We start from the raw sequence: 23222 nt of genomic DNA on the forward strand, positions 1-23222 counted from the left end.
TGATCCCTCATTTCTCCGCACTGCGGCGGTGTTCCAGTTCGGTTCGAATCTCTTCAATCTGGGCCGGTTTCAGCTTGTAGAACACAAGGGGAACCATAGCCAGAAGAAAGCACAAAGCGGGCACCACGTATACAATCAGGCTGAAGCCTGTGACCACCGTTGGATTGGGGTCCATATTGTCCACGTAGTGCATGGCGGTCAACGCCAGGCCCAGCACGCCTTTGGAGATGGTGGAGCTGAGCTTGTTCAAAAAGGTGTTCATAGAGAAGACCACGCCCTCACCACGAAATCCCAGCTTGAATTCGGAAAAGTCGATGGCGTCCATGAGCATGGACGTGCTGCTGATGGTAGTCATACCTGTGAAGGCAAAGCTGACACCCAGAAAAATCAGGCCCAGCACCGGGCCGCCGCCCACGGCAAAGGGAACAAAGCTGAACACTGCCCCTGCCGCGCAGGCAACCAGGAAAATGTACTTTTTGTCAAATCGGCGAATCAGCGCCGGAGAGATGGCCATGCCGAAAATCATGCCCAGCACCAGGCTCAGGCCAATCCAGGTCACATAGCCGGAGTCACCCCAAACGTACACGGCAAAATACATCTGCGCCACCTGGCGGATGTTGTTCACCATGTTCACCACCAGAAGAGAAACCATCAGAGCTTTCAAAGGCCCGTTGTCCAGAATGGTGTGAATGTTGCGCCGGAAAGGGATGCCTTTGGCCGGCGGTTCGATGCGCTCTTTCAGCACAAAGCCGCTGAGCAGCATCAGCGCTGCTCCCACGCCAGCGATGACGCAGGCAGCCGCTGTGTAAGCACCGGCGCTGCGCTCGCCGCCGAAAGCGTTCAACAGGGATACGCTTCCCACGGATACGATCACCGTGCCCAGAGTGCCGCCAATCTTGCCCAAAGTTACCATGCCGTTCTTTTCATCCGCGTCATGGGAGGACACCGAAGAGATGGCCCAGATGGGAATATCATACACGGTGTAGGACATTCCCCACAGCACGTAGCACACTGCCGCCAGAGCCACTGTACCCACCGCGGACCCGCCAAAATTCAAAAAGCACAGGATGGTGGTCAGGGCGATCACAAAGGGTCCGGCCAGCAAATAGGGGCGGAATTTGCCCCAGCGGGTTTTGGTGCGGTCGGCAATCATTCCCATAAGAATGTCGTTTACTGCGTCCCATAGGCTGGCGGTCACCATAATGACGGTTACGCTTTCGGGAGGAATGCGCAGAAGATCTGTGAAAAAGAACATGACGTACATGGTCACAAAGCTGTAAATCATGTTCTGGCCCAGCAGGCTTCCGGTGTAGGTCCATTTTTCTTTTTTGGTAATCTGATTCATCACGTCGGCTCCTTTCTCATATCTGCCTGTTGCTTCAGACAGATGCCGTTGGTATGCATGGAGTATGTCAATACAACGATATCACAAGACGAGACGGAGGGTCTGCTCCGGCGCTATTCATGAGGGCCCGCAGCTTCCTCGCTTTTTTTGGCGCGGTGGGAGAGATTCCCCCAATTTTGCATACAAAGGTGGAGGACCCCCTGTAAACATTGTCGTCTCACATCTTCCAAAAGCACCAGCCGAGGCCGCCGCTCCGGTGGAGCCGTTAACCCGCGGCCAATGTCAGCCAATTGCTGTGGCCCCAGCCCGTCGCATGTGACAGCCACAATGCCTGGATTCAATACGCAGCTCAGACTGTTCACCGCCAGTCCCACCAGTGTTTTCAGACGGTTGGGATCTGCTGTTTCACCTGGTCGAAGCGTTTCTCTCAGATGGAAAAACGCTTGTTCCAGTGTGGTGCCTTCTATGGGAAGACAGCCCACTTCTCCGGCAAAGTCCAGCGAACCTTTGAACCGGCGTTTGTTGAGCACCAGTCCGCAGCCAACGCCCCGGCCAAAATACAGGTAGGCCAAATGGTCAGTCTCTTTTTCAAAACGGTCTGTGTAAAGACCAAACGCCGCCAGACCGATGTCGTTTTCCACCCACACGGGACAGTTTAGTGCACGCTCCAGAACTGCGCCAAACTTTACCCCTTCCAAAGAAGGAAGAGAGGGAATGCTAGTGACAACGCCACCGCTGACTGCGCCGGGCACACCCACACCCACCGCCGCCAAGGGGATATCCTGGGCCTTCTGGCGCACTTGTTCTATGCAGTGCAAAGTTTGCTCAACAATGGGCCCGTCGCCAATGTTCCAATCTTCTTGCCAAAAAATTTCGCCGGTAGCGTCCGCCAGTGCACATGCATATCGGTTTTCGTAATAATACAGTGCCAAAAAGCAGAATTGTCGATGGTTAAATGCGTACAATTGCGCTTTGCGACCACCCGTTGAACCGCCGCTCCCGGCAACAAGAACCCGGCCTTGGGCGATGAGTTCGTTCACGGCTTTGCCTACGGTCACCAACGAGAGCCCCGTCCGTCGGCTCAAATCAGGTTTGGTCAGCGGGCCACAGGTGCGAAGAAGCGACTCCACCGCTTCCATATTCATTTTTCGAAGTGTTCGAGGTTTTCCCACTGAGTTCATGTGAAAGTCCTCTCTAAACTTACTAAACTTTCTTTATTAAGTATACCGTCGTCCGGCGGAAACTGTCAATATAAGTCCACGCGGCATCGCCTATTCGAAAGGAATACCGCAGGCAGCGTTTTATAAGCATTGCCCACCACCTGATTGACTCACGCGCGGGAACCAATATACCGCTGAATGTACCCTTTGTTGCAAGAGATATGCCAGTAAACAAAATATTCCCGCTCTGGCGTATTTCGGTCCAAAGCGGGAGAGGTAAAATCGAAAATAGGGGCTTCTTAATAAATCCGTTTTTTCGCCTTTGCGATGGTGCTACAAGCACTCTTTTTTTCGCTCAGGGAATGTTAATAGTGAAAAGCAATTTCGCGATCGAAATTGTTGCAAATGATATTTGACCTGGTTTTGGAAATAGAAACTTCGCAGCATCCAGTCGTTTTCTGCCTTTCCGGGGCAACACAAAGGCTTTGTCCAGAAGCATCAAGAATGGTGCTCTTTCCTAAAAATTTTGCATCCATATCGGGAAGGGACTCTTCTCCGATTCGGTTACACAGTACCAGAGGAGTTAAATTTTCGATAGCTCTTATTTTTGAAATATGATAGGTTGTTTCGCCGCCGAAATTTGCCAATACGCAGAAAATATCCGCACCCATGCGAAGTTGTTCTCTGGAGACCTCTGGGAACCATAAATCAAAACATATTTGAACACCTATTTTTATTCCATCCAATTCAAAAACCAGATTTTCCGTTCCGCGTTCAAATAACTTTTTTTCAAAATCCGATAAATGTATTTTCCTGTATTTCCCGATGTATTTTCCTTTGCTGACAACTACAGCAGTGTTATAAAACTTCCCGTTTTCTTTTTCGGCAAGTCCAAAAACAATCGTGCAGGCATATTCTTTCGACAAGATCATCATGCGCTGTGTAGAAATTCCCGCCGGAACAGTCTCTGCGCACTCAGCAAGTGCCTTTCGATTGCTGAACAAATATCCACACAGAGAGAGTTCGGGAAGGACCAGCAATTCACAGCGCTGCTGGCGCAAAACGGAAACGATGTGATCGAAATTTTTCTCTTTATTATGTACAACATCGTACTGTAAAAATGCCACTTTCACTGTATTACCTCCAAGGAATGTCCGAAGAGAGAGTTTGTAAAAAATCGTGACGAAATTTAGGAAAAAAGAAAAACACCATTGATGTCTTCCCCTTAACGGGTCACAAGTCAATGGTGTTTTCACATGGCGGAGAGTTAGGGATTCGAACCCTAGGTTCCTTTTGGGAACACAGCATTTCGAGTCTTATGGGTTAATGGCAGTTTAGCGATTTTTGAAGGTAGTTTTGGGCGACTTTGTATTTGCCGAAAAGCTTGATATTTAAGGCTTTTTTGCCGTCTGCGCCGCTGAAATCCCGATAAATACAGGAAAGTTCGAATAACGGCATTTTCGCTGTTTTTGGAAAGAACAGGCACTATTTTGGAAAGAACTGCGGAAAGAACAGAATAAACACATCAACAACGGCAATACACAGGAAAGCCCACACCGATTAAAATATTTACGAGGTGTATTGCTATGAATGAAACCGCAATCAACTGGGATTCGATTCCCGATATTATTACCAAAGACCAACTCTATCAAATCTGTCATATCAGCAAGTCAACGGCATTGTATCTGCTTCGCAGCGGCAAGATACCGTGCGAATACACGGGCAAGAAAACTCGCTGTTACAAAATCAAAAAGGCTGATGTTATTACATATCTTGAAAAGAGAAAAGTATTTCCCGAATCCTATTCCGCACCGGCAGGTTGGTACAAGGGGAACTATACCGTCAAAATGAGCGCCGAAGTACCCGAACAGACTCTTGAAAATATGAAGCTGTATTACACGGAACTTTTTGCACAATATCCTGATGTGCTGACTGCGACCGAAATATCAAAAGTAATCGGTTACGGCACGACATCTATCAATGATTGGTGCAAGAAGGGACATCTTAAAGCATTCAAAAGAAACAATATGAATCACATTCCGAAAGTATATTTAATAGAATTCTTTTGCTCAAAGTATTTTCGCACAATCACTCGCAAATCCGATTGGCATATCTGGGTGCTTCAAGAATTCCCTCGTTGGCAAGTGATTTATAGTATGAAAGTATCAGAAAACGATCGTTGATATTTATGATGCTATATTGCAGAAATAAGCTTATTTTGAAAGTTTGTAAAAATAGAATAGCATTAAAAACACTATATATTGTGATGTGAGCATTGATTTAGTACCATATATATGGTATAATATATACATCTTTAAGGAAAGGAGGTCACCAAATGCCAAAGCCTATTAAACCTGGCACTGACAATCAGCGGCCTGGGACTTATATCGAGGTTGGTCCTCGTGGTGGACAAGTGAATGATCCGAGAATTGTTCATATTGATTCAGGAGATAGGTTACCACCTACGCAGAAACCCGGAAATGGTTGGCAGAAAAAGTAAATAGCTCTACCAGACTGAGCGAGATTTGAAGTCTCGCTCTTTCTTTTTTATAAATCGCACATTCGAAAAAGAGAACCTCTTTTGATACAATTTAAGTATCAAAGGAGGTTTTTACTATGACTGACACATTATTTGAACAACTCGGCGGTACTTATACACAGGTTGGCGACTATGCTTTGCCAGAATTGTCATTACCAGCGGAAAAAGATGACCGTCCCATTGGTATATGGGGACAGCGTAGATTGCGATACTTAAAGCAGTACCATAAAGTGATTTACTACAATCTGCTCACTTCCGGCAAACTTGATTCCCACCTTGCCGACATCGAAGAACAGGCACAACAACTTTTTCTCCGGCTGGTAAAAGAACTCGCCGAAAAAGAAGGCGTGACCGAAAAACTCAAAGCTGAAAATGCAATGTTGTGGGTGCGGCAAATGAACAATATTCGTAATCGAGCAACGGAGATAGTAAATAACGAAGTCATATATAGGCAATTATAACGAATAAGCCATATTATCTGCTTATATAGTTAAAATCAGTGCTTACTTTGAACTTGATTCATCGTTGGCACTGATTTTTTATTTTTCATAGCTATCCCAAAGTATCAAATTGATACTTTGGAACTTTGAGATGATACTTTAGAATAACATAATTAATAAAGCAAGAGCATTTTCACTAAGTTCGCTGTAAAAACCGGACTTATTGCTCAAATAATCGTTGCATTTTTTGGCATATAGTGATATACTAATACTGATTTATAATATGGAGGTGCAGTATGTACCGAATTGCGATTGAAAAATTATATAAATGGAAAAACAGTAAGCGCCGCAAGCCGTTGATTATTGAAGGTGCAAGACAGGTCGGCAAGACTTGGCTGATGAGGGAGTTTGGTAAACAGGCTTATGCGGATACTGTATATATTAACTTCGATTCCAATTCAAGAATGGCGGATTTGTTTTCAGCAGACTTGGATACAGACCGCCTGATTATGGGACTGGAATTGTATGCCGGACGCAAAATCAATCCGGACAACACTCTGCTGATTTTTGACGAGGTTCAAGAAGTTCCGAGAGCACTTGCTTCTCTTAAATATTTTTATGAGAACGCCCCGCAGTATCACATTGTATGCGCTGGTTCTCTTTTGGGAATTGCTTTACATCAGGGTACCTCATTCCCTGTCGGCAAGGTCGATTTCTTAAAGCTCTATCCTCTCTCTTTCAGTGAGTTTTTAATGGCAACCGGCAACGAACGCTTTGCAGAGCTTTTGAAAAAGCAGGATTATGAAATGATCACAAGCTTTAAGCAAACATATATTGACGCATTGAAACACTACTATTTTGTCGGCGGTATGCCGGAAGCAGTTCAAAGTTTTGCCGAAAGTAAAGACTTCAATGAGGTTCGTGCGATTCAGAAAAGAATACTTGCGGCATACGAACAAGACTTTTCAAAACACGCACCGAACGAGATTGTCCCGAAAATCCGTATGCTTTGGAACAGTATCCCGTCGCAGCTCGCAAGAGAAAATAAGAAGTTTATTTATGGTCTTGTCCGTGAAGGCGGCAGAGCAAGAGAATATGAAACTGCGATTATGTGGCTTTCCGATTGCGGACTTGTGCACAAGGTCAGTCGTGTGAATGCGGCAGGCATTCCGTTGAAAGCTTATGAGGATTTGAAAGCATTCAAACTTTTCATAGTCGATGTGGGACTCCTCGGATGTATGACAGGTCTTCGTCAGCGTACACTGCTTGACGGTGATAACCTTTTCGTTGAATTCAAAGGAGCTTTGACCGAACAATATGTTTGCCAGCAATTAAAAACGATTGAAGATTTAGGTGTTTACTATTACACCAACGACAGAGGCTCTTGCGAAATTGATTTTGTCGTTGATACCGGTGAACAGATTGTTCCTATTGAAGTAAAAGCCGAAACAAACCTGAGAGCAAAGAGTCTCAAAACCTATCGAGAGAGGTTTGAACCTGAATTGTCTGTTCGTACTTCAATGGCTGATTATAGGAAGGAAGATTGGCTTTTGAATCTGCCGCTGTACGCAATAGAAAATATTGCAGCTGAATAGTTTGGAAAGCGAAAAGGCATAAAAAACAACGTAAAAGTTAAACCTAATAAATTTAAACAGATATGGTTGAGTAACAGCAGTAGCAAATATTAGCTGATCTTTACCAAATTTAAGCGAGATGATTTTATGGTAGATGGACGTTTGGTGAAATGTAATTATTGTGGCACAAAGATTTTATTGCGTTTTCAAATGGGATATTTTGATATTCCATTTGATATTTGCTGTCCCAAATGCAAAGGTAGAATAAATGGTATTCGTAAAATTGTAGACGAACATAATTTTGAAATAAATGGCGCTAAAGATCAGGAATGCAGGACCGAGGATATTGATTTTTTTGCAGACTTTTCAGTTGAATTGCCGCATCGAAAAATTACGAAGTATGAATCAATAAACTCATTGATTAGTAGCGGGTTCAGTCCATTTATGATGGCTATGCAGATAATGGGACATGATGATTATGAAAAGTACACGCAGCAAATAGGACGATTTATTGGATTCAAAAGCAAATTATTCCCCAGAATATCTGCGTTTTATTCAATGTATTTCAATGGGAACATTGAATATCTCCAATCACCATTATTGAAGATTTCTGAAGCGTATGTTATTAAAAATCCTCTTGATGCATCAATGTCTTTGCATCAACTGTTAGTGATCCATCTAAATACTATTTTGCCAGATGTATCATTTAAAGAGCTTACTGATTGTAGTCAGGCAATCTTGAGAATGGTGCGAAGTGGTTCTTTTTCATCAGTCGATAATTTGATCATGTTATTAGGCGGGAAAGAATACTTTAACAGGGAGACTAAAAAAATCTTAAATATCACTTCAGACCTCTGTGATATGTTTGAGGCTTTTATTCCGGTCGTAATGTTGTGTTTGAGTGATAAACGAGATAGTATCGATAAGAATGCTTATGGAATATCTACGGTAAGCTTTTCGAAATTAAAAACATTCTATGCAAATACTTATGAATTGATTTTAGAGCTGATTGATATTCCTGTTGCTCTAAACAATTTACAGCACCGTGGAAACATAGACGAATTTTCTGATAATTCCGAATTTAAAGACCTTAAAAGTTTTAGGAATCTGCCAAAAGGTAAAAAAACGAAAGCTTTGTGTGACGGAGAGGTATTTACAAAGCCGATTCACATTGATCGTAATGTGCGAAATGCTATTGATCATTTCGATTATGAATATGATGTAACATCACAAAAAATTACGTTTAGAGATAAATACAATGGAAAAGAAAATAATGTTGAAATGTATCTGTTGGATCTTGCATATTTGTGCTATGACAACATTATTATTCTTTCCTATCTTAATGAACTTTTGTATAATCTTCTAAAAATTGATTATATAAAGGATGGATTAATGCCGCATATCGGTCCAATAAAAAGTTTGAATTTGGAGGAAACATAATGGCTGCAATTAATGATTTAATCAGTCAAATACAAGATAAAGAACTACGTGAACGTATACAGCACGAAGTAGATAAAATGGCAAAGCAGAAGAAATTCGGGCTCGTATTTGAAGAACATCTGCCAGAATGTACACCACTTTATGATGTTCCTGTAAAGGTCGGAGCAACAGTAGCAAAACGCACTGGAAAAGTCAATGATATCTATAAAGTTTTGTCTATCACAGATGGTGTAGCTTCCTGCCTACACAGAGAAGATGTAGAAGTTATTAGTGTTCCCGTGGACGAGTTAGTGTGCATAGCCGAATTCGGCGAACCAATTTACCCCTATTTAAAGCCATTGGATAGTGTATGCAATGCTCCAGATAGTGATCTATGGCACACGCTGATTGAAGCTGATAATTATCACGCTCTTCAACTTTTAGAATACCTATATGCCGGTAAGGTTGATTGTATCTATATTGACCCCCCCTACAACACCGGAGCAAAAGACTGGAAATATAATAATGACTATGTTGACAGCTCAGATACTTATCGTCACAGCAAGTGGCTTTCTATGATGCAGAAGCGCTTGAAACTTGCCAAGAAGCTGCTTAACCCGAAAGATTCCGTATTGATTGTCACCATTGATGAAAAAGAATATTTGCACCTTGGATGCTTGCTTGAAGAAATGTTTCCAGAAGCAAGAATACAGATGGTAAGTAGTGTCATTAATCATGCCGGAGTAACTATAGGTGATTCTTTTTCTAGATCTAACGAGTTTCTGTTTTTTGTAAAATTGGGTTCTTCTGCTCCTGTTGCATTATCTCTATCACCTGAATGGAGAGGTAATACTAAATCTGTGAAAAAAGAAAAATTAGTCTGGAATCAGCTTATGCGTTCTGGCACTGGTGTAAAACGTACAGACCGTCCAAATATGTTTTATCCTATATTTGTTAATGAAAATGGAACAAAAATTGTGTCTATTGGAGAAGCTATTTCAATTGATACTCCGAGAGAAACTGTTAAGTCTAGTGAGGGTATAAAAGTCATTTGGCCTATCCGCTCGAACGGAGAAGAAGGTAGATGGCGTATTGGTAGAGAAAATTTGATTGATATATATAAAAAAGGATATGTTCGTTTAGGCTCTTTTACTAAAACAGGTATGGCTATTACATATTTAGCTAGTGGTGAACAGTCAAAAGTTGAAAACGGAATTTTCCCAATAATAGGGCATAGAGATGATGGTTCAATTATCGAGGGAGAAATGACGCAAGAAAGGAAGTTTATCCCAGGCTCTCAATGGGATCTGCCATCACATAATGCAACATATCAAGGTTCTCAATTATTAAATAAAATTATAGGTGAAAATAGATTCTCTTTTCCAAAATCATTATATGCAGTTCATGATGCAATCAGATTTTTTGTTGCCAACAAACCTAACGCTTTAATTGTCGACTTTTTTGCTGGTTCCGGTACTACACTTCACGCAGTAAATCTTCTAAATGCAGAGGATGGTGGTCACCGACGTTGCATTATGGTTACTAATAACGAGGTTTCTGCTGATGAAGCAAAAGCACTTACCGAACAAGGTTATCATCCTGGTGATGAAGAATGGGATAATCTCGGCATTGCTCGATATGTTACTTGGCCTCGTACTGTTTGCTCCATTGAAGGACACGATGTAAACGGCGAGCCACTCAAAGGCAATTATATCGGCAGCGATATTCCGATGTCAGATGGCTTCAAAGCAAATGCCGCATTCTTCAAACTTGGTTTTCTCGATAAAAATGCTGTTGCTCTTGGTCGACAGTTTAAAGAAATGCTTCCAACACTTTGGATGAAAGCCGGTGCTATAGGAAAATGTCCGGTTATTGAAAGCGAAATTCCGAGTATTTTATTCTTGCCGGATAACCATTTTGCTGTACTGACCGAAGAAAGTGCATTCGGCGAGTTAGAGACTATGCTTTCCGAACATCCGGAAGTGCAGACCGTATTTATTGTTACAGACTATGAGGCTGGTTATTGCGCAATGGCAAAATCGCTTAAAGTTGAACGTACATATCAGTTATACAGGGATTACTTAGATAATTTTAGAATCAATACAGGGAGGGACAAGAAATGAAAGTTGAATTATTTCCCTTTCAAAAAAGAGCTACAGCAGAACTTCGTATGAAAACAGCAGAGGCGTTGGGAAGTTATCGTAGAACGCATACTCCGCAGGTAATTTCTTTGCAAGCACCTACCGGTGCAGGAAAGACAATTATTATGGCCTCTTTTATTGAAGATGTGTATTACGGTACTGATCAGTATGCCGAACAGCCTGAAGCCATCTTTGTATGGCTCTCAGATTCCCCAGCTTTGAACGAGCAATCCAAGCAGAAAATTGACCTCAAAGCCGATAAAATCCGCTTTGGACAGTGTGTGACAATTGATGATTCTTCTTTTGATCAAGAAATGTTAGATGATGGACATATTTACTTTTTGAACACGCAAAAACTTGGTAAGGCGGCTAATCTTGTTCATCATTCTGATACACGCCAGTATACGATTTGGGAAACACTCGCAAATACTGTACGGGAAAAGTCTGACCGCTTGTATTTTATTATTGATGAGGCGCATCGTGGCATGCAAGGTCGTGAAGCTGGTAGAGCTACTTCTATTATGCAACGATTTTTGAAAGGCAGCACCGACATAAAACTACCTCCAATGCCATTAGTTATCGGTATTAGCGCGACTGCAGCAAGATTTAATGCTTTGGTCGGTGATACAAACTCAACACTTCAGAAATGTATTATTTCAGCCAATGAAGTACGTGCGTCAGGTTTGTTAAAAGATAGAATTGTTATCACATATCCCGATGATCCCGAAAAGCATAATGATATGGCTGTTTTGCAAGCGGCAACAGATGAATGGAAAAACAAGTGCGAGCATTGGTATCAATATACTTATGAACAGCATTATGCAAATGTAAATCCCGTTTTTGTCATTCAAGTACTGGCAGGTACCGGCAAGGCTGTTTCGGATACAAATTTAGAAGATGTGATTGCGAAAATTGAGGAACGCCTTAATACAAAATTCAGTGAGAACGAAGTGGTGCATACATTTGGATCTACAGGAACACTGACAATTAATGGATTGAATGTTCCACATATTGACCCTGCCGACATTACGGACGACAGGCGTATCAAGGTTGTTCTATTTAAAGAAAATCTTTCTACTGGTTGGGATTGTCCAAGAGCAGAAACTATGATGTCTTTCCGTCACGCAGAGGATGCTACCTATATTGCACAACTGCTCGGTCGAATGGTGCGTACACCGCTTCAGTGCCACATTATGGTAGATGATTCACTCAATGATGTTCGTTTGTATTTGCCTTATTTCAATGTTGATACCGTTAAACAAGTAATTGATGAACTACAAAGCACAGAAGGAGGAGAAATACCTACTGTCATAGACGATGAGTCATTAGAAAACCAGGTCTATGTACCTTGGACCGTACATACGGCTTCAAGATCAAAAAGAAATACTGAAGAAAATCCTGATCAACTTAATATTTTTACACTACCTACGGCTGAACAGCCTACAATATCTAAAGATTCTTCGGCAGGATATACAACGAATTCTGATCCGAAAGAAGCACAGGAAAGCTGTCCTCAACAACCTGCTGATACAGTTCCTGCTATACATCAAACTTCAACATCAGTGAATTTAGATGAACAGATTGATGATGTCAAACAAACGGAAACATCAATAGAGATTGACCGCGAGGGTATTACTAAGTTTATTAACGAACAAGGTTATTTAACCTATATTGTACGAAATGTAAGAATTAACAATTATCTTAAATCGTTGCTAAATCTCACAACTTTGCTAACACAATACAATATTTGTCCGAATGCTAAGGAGGAAATGGATTCTGAAGTTATCGCAATGATGCATAGTTACATCGAAGATCTTCACAAAAGAGGCGAATATGATCAACTTGCAAAAAACGTATTGTCATTCAAGCTGTCTGTTCGCATTTTCGATGTTTTTGGTGAATCTCTTGACAATGGACTTGTACATAGTTTATTTACTGCATCTGACAGTGATTTGGATCGTCAACTTCGTGCTGCAGACGCCAGACTTGGTGCATATGGTTTTCCGTATAAATACGGTCGAAAATATGCCGATTTGGAAAATCCATCACAATATAAGGTCGATTGTATTCTATTTGCCGCAGATGATGATTGCGTTTCAAAACTTAATCGCTATGCAGAAAAGAAATTTCATGAACTAAACGATCGCTATCGTAAATATGTTGTTTCCAAAGATGATCGCTGCAAAAAGCAATATGATAGTATTGTTTCGGATTCCGACACTGTAAGTAAGCACAATTTCTCATTACCTGAAACTATTAGTGTACGATTGGAAGATGGCGGCGAGGAATATGATAATCATCTGTTCGCTGACGAAAATGGTCTTGCAAAAATCAAGCTTAATGGATGGGAACAGGGAGTGTTAAAGGAAGAAATGAAATCTGACGATTTTGTATGTTGGATCAGAAATCCTTCAAGAAGTTCTTGGTCACTATGCATTCCATATGAAATAGAAAATGAAATTAAACCAGCATATCCTGATTTTATTATTGTTCGCAAAGATGCTATACTTGGATATGTAATTGACATTTTAGAACCACACAATCCTGACTTTAAGGACAACCTCGCAAAGGCAAAGGGATTTGCCAAGTATGCGGCAGAAGAAATCCGCATCGGTCGTATACAAATAATCCGTCAGGGCAAGAATTCGGCAGGTAAAACTCGTTTTAAGAGACTGGATCTTGCCAAAGGTGCTATCAGAGATAAAGTGCTAAAAGCACAGAACAGCGATGAGTTCGACCATATTTTTGATACGGATGGAACATTCGATTAAGAAATAACTGGAGGTGAGCTATGTGTCAAAACAGATGGATACAGAGATTATTACAGAAGCTAAACCACACACTATAAAAAAGTTTGAGCTTATTGAAAGATATGTCGATGAATGGGCTCGAAAAATTCTCGGTTATAATGGGAAAGACGGTCGTAATGGCTCAAAGGGAGTTATCTATATTGACTGTATGTGCAATAGTGGCGTTTATCTGGATGAAAAAGGGAATTTGATTAACGGAACGGCATTACGAGTTGCCCAAAAATTAAATGATATTATTACGAATTATCCGGGGAAAAACGCTATTTTGATATTTAATGATATTTCCGAACAACGTATAGAGCATCTAAAATCGGAAATTGAAAAGGCAAATCTTACGAATATTCAAGTGGTTTATAGAAGCGAAGACTGCGATTCTTTTCTTAAAGGGCTTGATTTGGATGAATACAAAAGCAAATTCAACACATTGCTATTATATGATCCGTACAAGGCAGCGATTGACTGGGATGCCGTCACTCCATTTTTAAACATTTGGGGAGAAGTTATAATAAATCATATGGTGTCTGATACTTCTCGAGGCGCATCACAGGCAAAGAAGAAAGATGTGATTGTGAGATATACCGAAACGTATCAAGAAGATATTGCAACGATCATTAAAATGGGAAAAGATAAGCATCAATTAAATGACGCAATTATTGCTATTATTAACAAGAGAAAAACAGGAAGCTCTCAGAATAAGTATATTGCATCCTTCCCATTTTTCACTCGCACGAATGGCCTTGTTTACAATCTTATACACTGTTGCTCAAATGTTGAAGGGATTAAACTGTTTAAGCGAGTTGCTTGGAAAACTTTTGGCGATAAATCCTCTTTAAAAAATACCCACGGCAATGAGCTTCAACTCCAACTTGATTTAAACGGTGACGGGGTTCTTGATTCCCCAACAGATGAAGATTGTTATTTTATAAAAGATATTGCCAAATACATCTACAACAAGTATAAACACGACAATCCGCTTTATCTCAAAACAATATATGCAGACTTAGATGAACATCCTGTTTTCCCAAGTGATGGCTATAAAAATGATATTAAGGATGCGTTGAGAAGTACATATGGAGCCGAATTTCATAGAGATGGCACTGTAAAATTTTCGACTGTAAAAGGAGTTTAATATGCCAACTAAAATAGAATGGACGGAAGAAACTTGGAATCCTACCACTGGCTGCACAAAGTATTCTGAAGGATGTGAACATTGCTATGCGGCTTCGTTTGCGAAAAGACTAAAGGCTATGGGTAATGCAAGATATGTAAATGGATTTAAGGTGACAGTTCATAGGGATTTATTTCAAAAGCCTTTAAAATGGGTAAAGCCACGTAGAATTTTTGTGGATTCAATGTCCGATTTATTTCATGACGATATTTCTGATGAAGATATACTTGCAATATTTAAGACTATGAATGAGGCGAGCTGGCATACCTTTCAGGTCCTTACAAAACGTTCAGGACGTCTTTTAGAGCTTTCATCTCAAATTAACTGGACGGATAATATTTGGATGGGAGTATCAGTTGAAAACCAAAAAGCAATATATCGTTGTGAAGACTTAAAACAAACAGGAGCAAAAGTTAAATTTATATCGGCAGAGCCTTTGCTGGAATCTATATCTGATATTAACCTTTTAGGTATTGATTGGTTAATTGTCGGCGGGGAATCCGGAGTGAAAAGTAGGCCAATGGACGAGAGTTGGGTCATTGAACTCAGAGATCTTGCAATAAAGAATAACGTTCCGTTTTTCTTTAAGCAATGGGGCGGATTCAATAAAAAATCAAACGGCAGCGAATTGCAAGGTAAATATTATAAAGAATACCCAAATAAATAAACATTAGAAAATGAGGAGCAACGAAAATGCTCCTCATTTGTTATATATCGACTTTCTTTCTTCTATTCGGGAAACTGGCTTCCAACCACTCTTCAAACTCCGCAAGGGTGATTTTGCCGTCGGAGCATTCGTCGCGCTTTGTCATCGCCTGATATTTCCACTTTTTGAAATCAGGCTCTTTAATCTGCCTTACACGCACACGGGCGGCATAGCGCTTATAATACTTTTGATATAACGGAATGGCGGCATTGTTTGCCATTTTCTTTTTATAGTTTTCTTGTGCGGCTAAGTCCTGGCAGTTGCGGGTTTCACCCTCGGCAATGCGGTCGCAGTAATTGGTGTCATAGTTGCCTTTCATAATAAAATACTTACCGCAGCGTTTGCACTTTCTGAATCGGACATTGTGTTCGAGCATTTTAGTAAATTCCATTTCAAGAATTTCAGCGACCGAGCCGAACACATATTGGCGGCTGATAAAATGCGGCAAATTTATCAAAGCTACAACTTTTTCGGGAGTTGTTCCGAATTTTTCGGCAAGCTCCTTGTGTGCATCATTCGGTACCGAACTTTGAGAAAATCTTTCTTTCAGCCCTTCAATATCCATACCGTAAGGCATTTCTTTTCCGCTCATTGTATTTGAGAAAGCCACTTCTTCCGTCCTCTCCAAGAACGGTGACAAACCTTTTAGAGAACGGTAAATATAAAACCTTTCCGATGGCAATCTGTCCGCCAAAGCTTCGGGATAATAATCTTCGTCAAAGCAAAATTCAATCATCTCAAGATATTCCTGTTGGAGTCTCAAAAGATAATTGCCGTACCATAATGTTTGCTTCTTTTTATCGCCTCCTTTTTTGAAAACAGGGGGACAGATAGCGGAATATAAAGAGGCGTAGATTATGTCTTTGATACTGATTATGGTTTCGGAATATTCGTAGTATTCTTCCACTCGCTCCTGCAATTGACTGTAAATTTTCTCCGGTTCGTCTTTATGAATCGGAGATTTTTCTTTTTTCACGCCTTCTTGCTGTGCGAACTTGTAAATCAGGTTTTCAATCTCAACCAATTTAAGTTGTTCCTGAATTGTCGATTTGAAATCCGCATATATGAAATCCAATATGCCCTCGCCGTACTGCAAGTTAATTCTTGCACCGCTCAGAACATTATTAAAAGGCAATTCCGGAAAACCTTTATCTTTATCCCAAAGATATTGCTGTTCTCTGTATTCGGCGCCTTCAAAATCTATTTGAAATCTGCTTGCAAACACATCTCGTTGCTTTTTATTGCGCTCTATGTATTCAGGCAATTCTGTATCGTTAGCAAAGTTTTTGGCGGTGATTTCTTCTCCTGTATATTCTTCAATGAGATGGTTCATAGAAAAATATTCATTGCCTTCATCGACCGTTATATGAATTCGCTTGTCATCTTTGCTGAAACCGGCGTAGTTATAGAAATATTTTAACCTGACATTTTCCCTGTCGGAACGGTTCAGGTTGTAAATCTCGTTTTTGGTGGGCTTGTATTCAGAGTAATCTTTCTTCATTTTCTCGCCTTCATTTTAGAAAATCAGTTTTTGAACAGTTTTAGACAATTAACATAACTCCAAACAACATTATACAAAAGCATTGCCTCGGTGTCAATACACAGCTATAATAAATTCGAAAATCTAAATTGTGATAAATTTAATTTTCTAAAACTGAATGACCGTCCGAATGGGATATGACTTTGCGAAAACCGGGGTCCCCGAAAAGTCAAAAGACTTTTTGGGGAAGAGGAGGAACAGCGAAATGAGCGAGCTTTCGTGGCTACACGGAAGCAAACGATATGTAGCTTGTGACGACTCAAGCGAAGCGACGCCGCTTGACAGGGGCAGGGATAACAAAAACGACATTCGGGTAAAGCGGCGAAAAGGCAACAGAAAGAACCCTCCATTCTATCTGTTGTCTCGTACATAGCTGTACAGACTGTGCAGCTTTTTTCTCACAAAGGAGGTTAAGAAGATGAGAAAAACAGAATTGAAAGAGCTTTACAAGATGATGTTCCCGGACTATCCGGACATTGTTACAATAGCTCAGCTTCAACAAATGCTCGGTGTAAGCCGACACTTGGCATACGACCTGATTAACAACGGATATATCTCCGGCGTTAAAATCGGAAACGCTTTTAAGATTCCGAAGGTCAATGTCATCAATTATGTTATGGAAGAAGGAGTGAAGAATGCAAGTTGAGAAGCTGAAAACGATTGATGCGGACACGCTGCTGTCAACGCCGATGAGAAAAACCCTATTTGTGGTTGACGGCTTGATACCGCAAGGACTCAGTGTGCTTTCGGGTTCAAGTAAAATCGGCAAGAGCTGGCTTATGCTTTGGCTCGGTATTCAAGTGGCGAGAGGACAACCCGTGTGGGAATTTGAAACCCACAAGAGCGATGTGCTTTATCTTTGCTTGGAAGATACTTACGCAAGAATACAAAGCCGCCTGTATCAAATCACAGACGAAGCACCGCCCGAACTTCGAATTGCCACAACGAGTTTTCAAATCGGCAACGGTTTGGAACAGCAAATCGAACAGTATCTTTCCGACTTTCCAAAAACAAAACTTGTCATTATCGACACCTTTCAAAAGGTGCGAGATTCAAAAAGCACTGGTGGGAAAAGCGGAATGTATGCAGGCGACTATGACGATGTAACGGCACTGAAAAATATTTCGGACAAGTACAGCATCGCTGTTATGGTTGTTCACCACGTCAGGAAGCTGAAAGATGTCAGCGACCCGTTCAACGAGGTATCAGGCTCCACCGGTATCACAGGTGCGGCAGATACAAATTTTGTTTTGAAGCGCAGCCGTGCCAACGAAACCGGAACGCTGCTTGCCACCGGTCGAGATATTGCATATCAGGAGCTGACCTTGAAGTTTGACAACCGCAGTCACTTGTGGGAATTAGTCGAGCGAAAGGATATGGAGGATATTCATCGTGAAGAAATTCCAAAGTTTGTTTTCCGGCTGGTTGATTATATTTCGGAAGTAAAAGAATGGCGAGGCACGGCAACGGAACTTTTAACGCAGATGAACGAAACCGAGGTTACACCGAATGTAGTGACCAAAATGCTTGCCCGATTTTCTTCGGAAGTTTTTCAGCCGCAAGGCATCGAATACAAAACAAAACGCACCGGTACGAACCGACTGATTTACTTAAAAAAGAATGACGGCAATGACGGCGATGACAATAAATCCGCTATATAGGAAAAACCGTCACAGCCGTCACTATCGTCACTATTTGAGAAAGTGGATATAAGGCTATACAGGTAATGCCAATCCGCAAGGATAGCGAGCATAGGTTTTGTGTTGCCTTTGAAACCCACAAAACCGGCGGCAAATTGCCGAAAGGGACTTGCCGCCCCTGTAACCCCGATTATACAGAGAAAGGAATGAAAATATATGAGACAAAGAACAACTGCAATCAATATCCGAGTGACTGAGGGAGAGAAAAGAAAGATGGAAACTGCCGCTAAAAAATGCGGACTTTCGCTCTCTGCTTACCTTCGAAAGCTTGGCTTGGGCAAGGAAGTTCAGGCAACCTTGTCGCAGGATTTTTACGAAGCTTACCGAGGTTTGACCTCACTTCGTGACAATTGGAAGTCGCTTTCAGAAGCCAATGTAAATGCAAACTTCAACGTTGTTGTGAGCAAATTTTTGAAGGCTTATCACACAATCGGTGAGCCGGAAAGCGCAAGTGATTCGCCGTGGCAGTAACAAAAATATGGGCTGTAACAGACAGTGTCAGCCGTGTTTTGAGCTATGCGGCGAACCCTGATAAGACGATTTACAGCGATATTTGCAAGGCACTTCACTACGCAAGTGACGAAAGAAAAACCGTAATCGGTGAAGAAAAAGCCATGTATGTGACAGGCGTAAACTGCACCGCAGAAACCGCTTTTGCCGAGATGAAAGCGGTACAAGAACGCTTCGATAAGACGGTCGGCAATGTGGCTTATCACGCATATCAGAGTTTTAAGACAGGCGAAGTCACACCGCAGATTGCACACAAACTCGGCGTAGAACTTGCCAAAAGAATGTGGGGCGATCAGTACCAAGTGCTGGTCGCTACGCACTTTAACACCGGCACATATCACAATCATTTGGTCATCAATTCGGTGAATATGTGGAACGGTAAGAAGTTTAACTGCAACGAGGGAGCATACTGGAAACTGCGCAGTATTTCCGATGAGCTTTGCAAAGAAAATGGTTTGACGGTCATTAAAAATCCTAAAGGAAAGACTCCACGCAAGCTGTACTTTGCGGAAAAGAACGGCGAGCCGACTCGATACAATTTAATGCGTGAGGCGATAGATAAAGCACTTTCGATGAGTACAAATCCCAAAGCTTTCGCTTATGTTATGAAACAGCTCGGATATGTAGTCGATATGAATCCTTATCATAAGTACGCCACCATTCGCTCTGTCAACAGCAAAAAAGCGACTCGTTTGTACCGCTTGGGAGAAGGCTATGACCGTGACGCAATCTATGACCTAATGAGAGATACACTGAAAAACAACCCACAGGAAGCTTACCGCTTATACTATGAGTTTACCGAAAAAAAGAGCTTCGGTGTAACAATTCAAAAGGCACATTTTGTTAAAGGCAACTTAAAAACCGCCAAAAAGATTACGGGTCTTAAAGCGTTGTATTTCAGATATTTATATCTGCTCGGCGTGCTTCCTAAGAATAAAAAACACAAGCCGTTATCGCCCGAAATGCGTGAGGCTTGCCGTTGGCTTGACCGCCACACCGCACAGGTACAGTTCATTTGCGACAATCACTTAACCGATATTTCTTCTGTGGAAGTATTTATAAAAAACACAGACTCAGAAATAAAGCTCATATCGGATTACCGCAAAATGCTCTACCGAGATATTGATTCTTACCACGATCCCGACGAAAAAGCAAAGCTTGTTGCCAAGCGAGATGGCTGCACAAAGGCTCTTGCTCAGCTCCGAAAGGACAGGAAAACAGCGGCAAGAATTATAGAGGATAACCCCAAAATCAAAGAAAATATTCTCATTGAGGAGAATATTCGAAGCCGATATTTCGGACTTAATAAATCAAGAAAGAGAGGATATGAACGATGACAAAACGAAAATCAGATTTTACTTTACCGACTCTGGACGACCTGTTTACAACGCAGGCGGAGCGTGACGACGCAAAGCTGGAGCGTGTGCAGAACATTCCGCTTTCCAAACTGCGCCCGTTCAAGAATCATCCATTTAAGGTGCAGAACAATGAGGAAATGGAACGAATGATTGAAAGCATCCGCAAAGTCGGCACAATAACTCCGGCGCTTGCACGACCTCTGCCCGACGGCGGCTATGAGCTTATCTCAGGGCACAGAAGGCTTGCGGCGTGTCAGGTACTCGGAATTGAAACTATGCCGGTTATCGTCCGTGAGATGTCCGACGACGAAGCGGTGATTGCAATGGTGGACGCAAATTTGCAAAGGGAAACGATTTTACCCAGCGAAAAAGCGTTCGCCTATAAGATGAAGCTGGAAGCGATAAAACATCAGGGTGTTACTTCTCGCCAAGTTGGCGAGAAGTTGTTGAGTGTAACACAAGTGAGCAAAGACAGCGATGATAGTGAGCGACAAATCCAACGCTATATCCGCTTAACTTACTTAATTCCCGAACTGCTTTCAATGGTAGATGATAATAAAATCGCTTTCAACCCTGCGGTAGAAATCTCCTACCTTGACCGTGACGAACAACTCACTTTGCTTGACGCAATCAATATGAATGACTGCACACCGTCACACGCACAGAGTATCAGGCTGAAGAAAATGTCACAGGACGGCTTGCTTACCGCCGACGCTATTTACGCTATTTTGTCGGAAGAAAAACCAAATCAAAAAGAACAAATCAAACTGCCGCGTGATGAGCTTCGCAAATACTTTCCGCAAAATTACAGCGATGAGCAAATCAAACGAGATATTCTGAAAGGATTGGAGCTTTTGAAACGCCAACGAGAACGCAACAGAGACGCCCGTTAATTCGAACTAAAGTGTACAGCGAGTGACTTTTGCAGAATGGAAAGAACTATGCCGGCAAACTATAATAGGCTTGTCGGTGTAGGTCTTTCCTGTGATGTATAATGAAAGGAGTTAAAAACAATGGTATCAGGACACCTACAAGTTAAAAAAGGTTTTTATTATGTAGTGCTAAGCTACTATAACAACAACGGAAAACGCCGTGTGAAATACTTTTCCACGGGACTGCCCGAAAAGGGCAACAAGCGCAAAGCCGAAGCCGAGCTTGTGCGAATCAGAAGTGAATTTGTACCGCCGCAGGAAGTCGGCGAGCTTGCTTCCGATATGCCGTTTGCAGACTATCTGCTTGAATGGTTGGACATTGTCAAGGTGCGTGTTAAGGCAACCACATTCAGCTCTTACGAGCAAATGGTGAAATCGGTGATTGAGCCGTATTTCCGAAAGAAAGCAGTAACCCTTCAGGGATTAGAGGCAAGACACATTCAGCAATTCTATTCCGAAAAGCTGAAAACGGTCAAGCCAAACTCGGTTATTCACTATCACGCTGTTATTCATCAGGCGCTGAAATACGCAATGAAAACCGACCTTGTTACGCAGAATGTGGCAATGAAGGTGGATCGTCCGAAAAAGAATGATTATCAGCCTGTATTCCTTGATGCAGAAGAACTGCAACACTTATTTGAAGTAGTCAAAGGGACAAAGCTGGAACTTCCTGTTTTGGTCGCCGCTTTCTACGGCTTGCGTCGTGGCGAGGTCTGCGGACTGAAATGGGACGCCATTGACTTTGAGCGTGGCACAATCACTATTAGGCACACGGTCACATCGCTGCAAGTGGACGGAAAAACAAAAATGTACGCACAGGACTCTGCAAAAACAAAATCCAGTATGCGTACACTTCCGCTTGTCGGCAGCTTTGCTGAGTATTTCAAAGAAGTAAAAGCGGCACAAGAAGTCAACAAAAGGGTCTGCGGAAACTGCTACAACTACGAATATGACGGTTATGTCTTTGTAGACGAGCTGGGAGATTTAATGCGACCGGAATACTTGACAAGCTATTTCCCACAGTATATCCAAAAGCACGGCTGTAAAAGAATGCGTTTTCACGATTTAAGACACAGTTGCGCAAGTCTGCTTCTTGCGAACGGCGTACCGCTGAAACAAATTCAGGAGTGGCTTGGACACAGCGATTTTTCTACCACCGCTAACATATATGCTCACCTTGACTACACTTCAAAGCTGTCCTCGGCAAAGGCAATGGTCAGCGGAATGGCACTTCCCGAATCGGTGAATTTTAGTAGCAAATGGACCGAAATTTCAAACGATGGCGGAAAGAACTGATTTTTAAGGTTCGAATACGCCAAAATGCCCGAAATCGCCTTGTTCTTTCCAAAAAACAGGCTGTTCTTTCCATAGTTTTGAGCCGATTTTGAGCAAAAGGGCAAAAAGAAAAGCCCGAAAAACCTTGATTTTTCGGACTTTTTTGGCGGAGAGTTAGGGATTCGAACCCTAGGTACATTTCTGTACACAGCATTTCGAGTGCTGCACCTTCGACCGCTCGGACAACTCTCCGTGTATGTGATTCCGCATTTCTTCCTAAAACTTTTGGAAAGAACTGACGGAAAGAACAACAAAATATTCAATTTTCGAACCGGAGAAAACCCCTGATTTTACGGGCTTTTTTAGCGGAGGAAACAGCCAACTCTACAAAAAATTTCGAGTCGTTCTCGTTACGACCACTTCGATACGTCTCCATATTTAATTTTCAAGCACCGCCTTGCAAGATATTTGGACAAATGCAAGATTTCGATGCAAGATAAGCGGGAAAAATTTTGATGCACACCCCGGATTCATCCCCGTGTGAAGCCAAACCCTGCGGACAAATCAGCCAGAGAGGCCCAAACTTTCGAGTGCTGCACCTTCGA

Annotated in this window: 19 protein-coding genes and 1 tRNA gene; 15 read left to right on the forward strand and 5 right to left on the reverse strand. The window is 42.0% G+C overall.

Going from position 1 to position 23222, the window contains the following annotated elements; all coding sequences use genetic code 11:
• Window positions 1–7: 7 nt before the first annotated feature.
• The 3 genes from AB5H98_RS04905 to AB5H98_RS04915 form a co-directional block, all read right to left on the reverse strand.
• Window positions 8–1345 (reverse strand): MFS transporter, encoded by a 1338-nt coding sequence (locus AB5H98_RS04905; RefSeq protein WP_367924808.1) that lies wholly within the window; start codon window positions 1343–1345, stop codon window positions 8–10.
• 113 nt (window positions 1346–1458) lie between these two features.
• Window positions 1459–2526 carry an ROK family protein gene (locus AB5H98_RS04910; RefSeq protein WP_367924809.1) on the reverse strand — a complete coding sequence of 356 codons (1068 nt, stop codon included), beginning with the start codon at window positions 2524–2526 and terminating at the stop codon, window positions 1459–1461.
• Window positions 2527–2870: 344 nt separating this feature from the next.
• Entirely contained in the window at window positions 2871–3638 is a 768-nt protein-coding gene (locus AB5H98_RS04915; protein WP_367924810.1) for a carbon-nitrogen hydrolase family protein, read from the reverse strand.
• Between the two features lie 453 nt (window positions 3639–4091).
• Here AB5H98_RS04915 and AB5H98_RS04920 point away from each other — a divergent pair, with 453 nt between their 5' ends.
• The 9 genes from AB5H98_RS04920 (at window position 4092) to AB5H98_RS04960 (ending at window position 15263) form a co-directional block, all read left to right on the forward strand.
• Window positions 4092–4688 carry a helix-turn-helix domain-containing protein gene (locus tag AB5H98_RS04920; RefSeq protein ID WP_367924811.1) on the forward strand — a complete coding sequence of 199 codons (597 nt, stop codon included), beginning with the start codon at window positions 4092–4094 and terminating at the stop codon, window positions 4686–4688.
• A gap of 152 nt (window positions 4689–4840) precedes the next feature.
• Window positions 4841–5005: a YjzC family protein gene (locus AB5H98_RS04925; RefSeq protein WP_294799681.1), complete on the forward strand. Its 165-nt coding sequence runs from the start codon at window positions 4841–4843 to the stop codon at window positions 5003–5005.
• Between the two features lie 116 nt (window positions 5006–5121).
• A complete protein-coding gene (locus AB5H98_RS04930) occupies window positions 5122–5505 on the forward strand; it encodes a TnpV protein (protein ID WP_367924812.1) in 384 nt (127 codons plus the stop codon).
• 275 nt (window positions 5506–5780) lie between these two features.
• On the forward strand, window positions 5781–7079 hold the full coding sequence (locus AB5H98_RS04935; protein WP_367924813.1) for an ATP-binding protein: 1299 nt from the start codon (window positions 5781–5783) through the stop codon (window positions 7077–7079).
• Window positions 7080–7205: 126 nt separating this feature from the next.
• Entirely contained in the window at window positions 7206–8498 is a 1293-nt protein-coding gene (locus tag AB5H98_RS04940) for a hypothetical protein (protein WP_367924814.1), read from the forward strand.
• On the forward strand, window positions 8498–10600 hold the full coding sequence (locus AB5H98_RS04945; protein ID WP_367924815.1) for a site-specific DNA-methyltransferase: 2103 nt from the start codon (window positions 8498–8500) through the stop codon (window positions 10598–10600). Before AB5H98_RS04940 ends, AB5H98_RS04945 begins: the two co-directional genes overlap by 1 nt.
• Window positions 10597–13389: a DEAD/DEAH box helicase gene (locus AB5H98_RS04950; protein WP_367924816.1), complete on the forward strand. Its 2793-nt coding sequence runs from the start codon at window positions 10597–10599 to the stop codon at window positions 13387–13389. The genes AB5H98_RS04945 and AB5H98_RS04950 overlap by 4 nt, the downstream gene beginning before the upstream one ends.
• A gap of 22 nt (window positions 13390–13411) precedes the next feature.
• Window positions 13412–14557, forward strand: coding sequence for a three-Cys-motif partner protein TcmP (gene tcmP, locus AB5H98_RS04955; protein ID WP_367924817.1), 1146 nt, complete (start codon window positions 13412–13414; stop codon window positions 14555–14557).
• A gap of 1 nt (window position 14558) precedes the next feature.
• Window positions 14559–15263, forward strand: a complete 705-nt coding sequence (locus AB5H98_RS04960; RefSeq protein WP_367924818.1) for a DUF5131 family protein — start codon at window positions 14559–14561, stop codon at window positions 15261–15263.
• 40 nt (window positions 15264–15303) lie between these two features.
• Here AB5H98_RS04960 and AB5H98_RS04965 read toward each other — a convergent pair whose 3' ends face one another.
• The gene (locus AB5H98_RS04965) at window positions 15304–16803 is read right to left on the reverse strand and encodes a DUF6076 domain-containing protein (protein ID WP_367924819.1); all 1500 of its coding nucleotides are present in this window, start codon (window positions 16801–16803) and stop codon (window positions 15304–15306) included.
• A gap of 457 nt (window positions 16804–17260) precedes the next feature.
• On the opposite strand from AB5H98_RS04965, the gene AB5H98_RS04970 reads away from it, so the two are divergent.
• From AB5H98_RS04970 to xerC, 6 genes are all read left to right on the forward strand, one after another.
• Window positions 17261–17488, forward strand: coding sequence for a helix-turn-helix domain-containing protein (locus AB5H98_RS04970; protein ID WP_367924820.1), 228 nt, complete (start codon window positions 17261–17263; stop codon window positions 17486–17488).
• A complete protein-coding gene (locus AB5H98_RS04975) occupies window positions 17478–18503 on the forward strand; it encodes an AAA family ATPase (protein ID WP_367924821.1) in 1026 nt (341 codons plus the stop codon). The genes AB5H98_RS04970 and AB5H98_RS04975 overlap by 11 nt, the downstream gene beginning before the upstream one ends.
• Window positions 18504–18698: 195 nt before the next feature.
• Window positions 18699–19013 (forward strand): hypothetical protein, encoded by a 315-nt coding sequence (locus tag AB5H98_RS04980; RefSeq protein ID WP_367924822.1) that lies wholly within the window; start codon window positions 18699–18701, stop codon window positions 19011–19013.
• Window positions 19004–20389: a relaxase/mobilization nuclease domain-containing protein gene (locus tag AB5H98_RS04985; RefSeq protein WP_367924823.1), complete on the forward strand. Its 1386-nt coding sequence runs from the start codon at window positions 19004–19006 to the stop codon at window positions 20387–20389. Before AB5H98_RS04980 ends, AB5H98_RS04985 begins: the two co-directional genes overlap by 10 nt.
• Window positions 20386–21303: a ParB/RepB/Spo0J family partition protein gene (locus AB5H98_RS04990; protein WP_367924824.1), complete on the forward strand. Its 918-nt coding sequence runs from the start codon at window positions 20386–20388 to the stop codon at window positions 21301–21303. The genes AB5H98_RS04985 and AB5H98_RS04990 overlap by 4 nt, the downstream gene beginning before the upstream one ends.
• A 120-nt stretch (window positions 21304–21423) precedes the next feature.
• Window positions 21424–22638 (forward strand): tyrosine recombinase XerC, encoded by a 1215-nt coding sequence (gene xerC, locus AB5H98_RS04995; RefSeq protein ID WP_367924825.1) that lies wholly within the window; start codon window positions 21424–21426, stop codon window positions 22636–22638.
• Window positions 22639–22781: 143 nt separating this feature from the next.
• Here the strand turns inward: xerC and AB5H98_RS05000 are convergent.
• Window positions 22782–22869, reverse strand: a tRNA-Ser gene (locus tag AB5H98_RS05000).
• Window positions 22870–23222 lie beyond the last annotated feature (353 nt).

The sequence above is a fragment of the uncultured Ruthenibacterium sp. genome, from assembly GCF_963558415.1.
In the GTDB taxonomy this organism is placed as follows: Bacteria; Bacillota; Clostridia; order Oscillospirales; family Ruminococcaceae; genus Ruthenibacterium.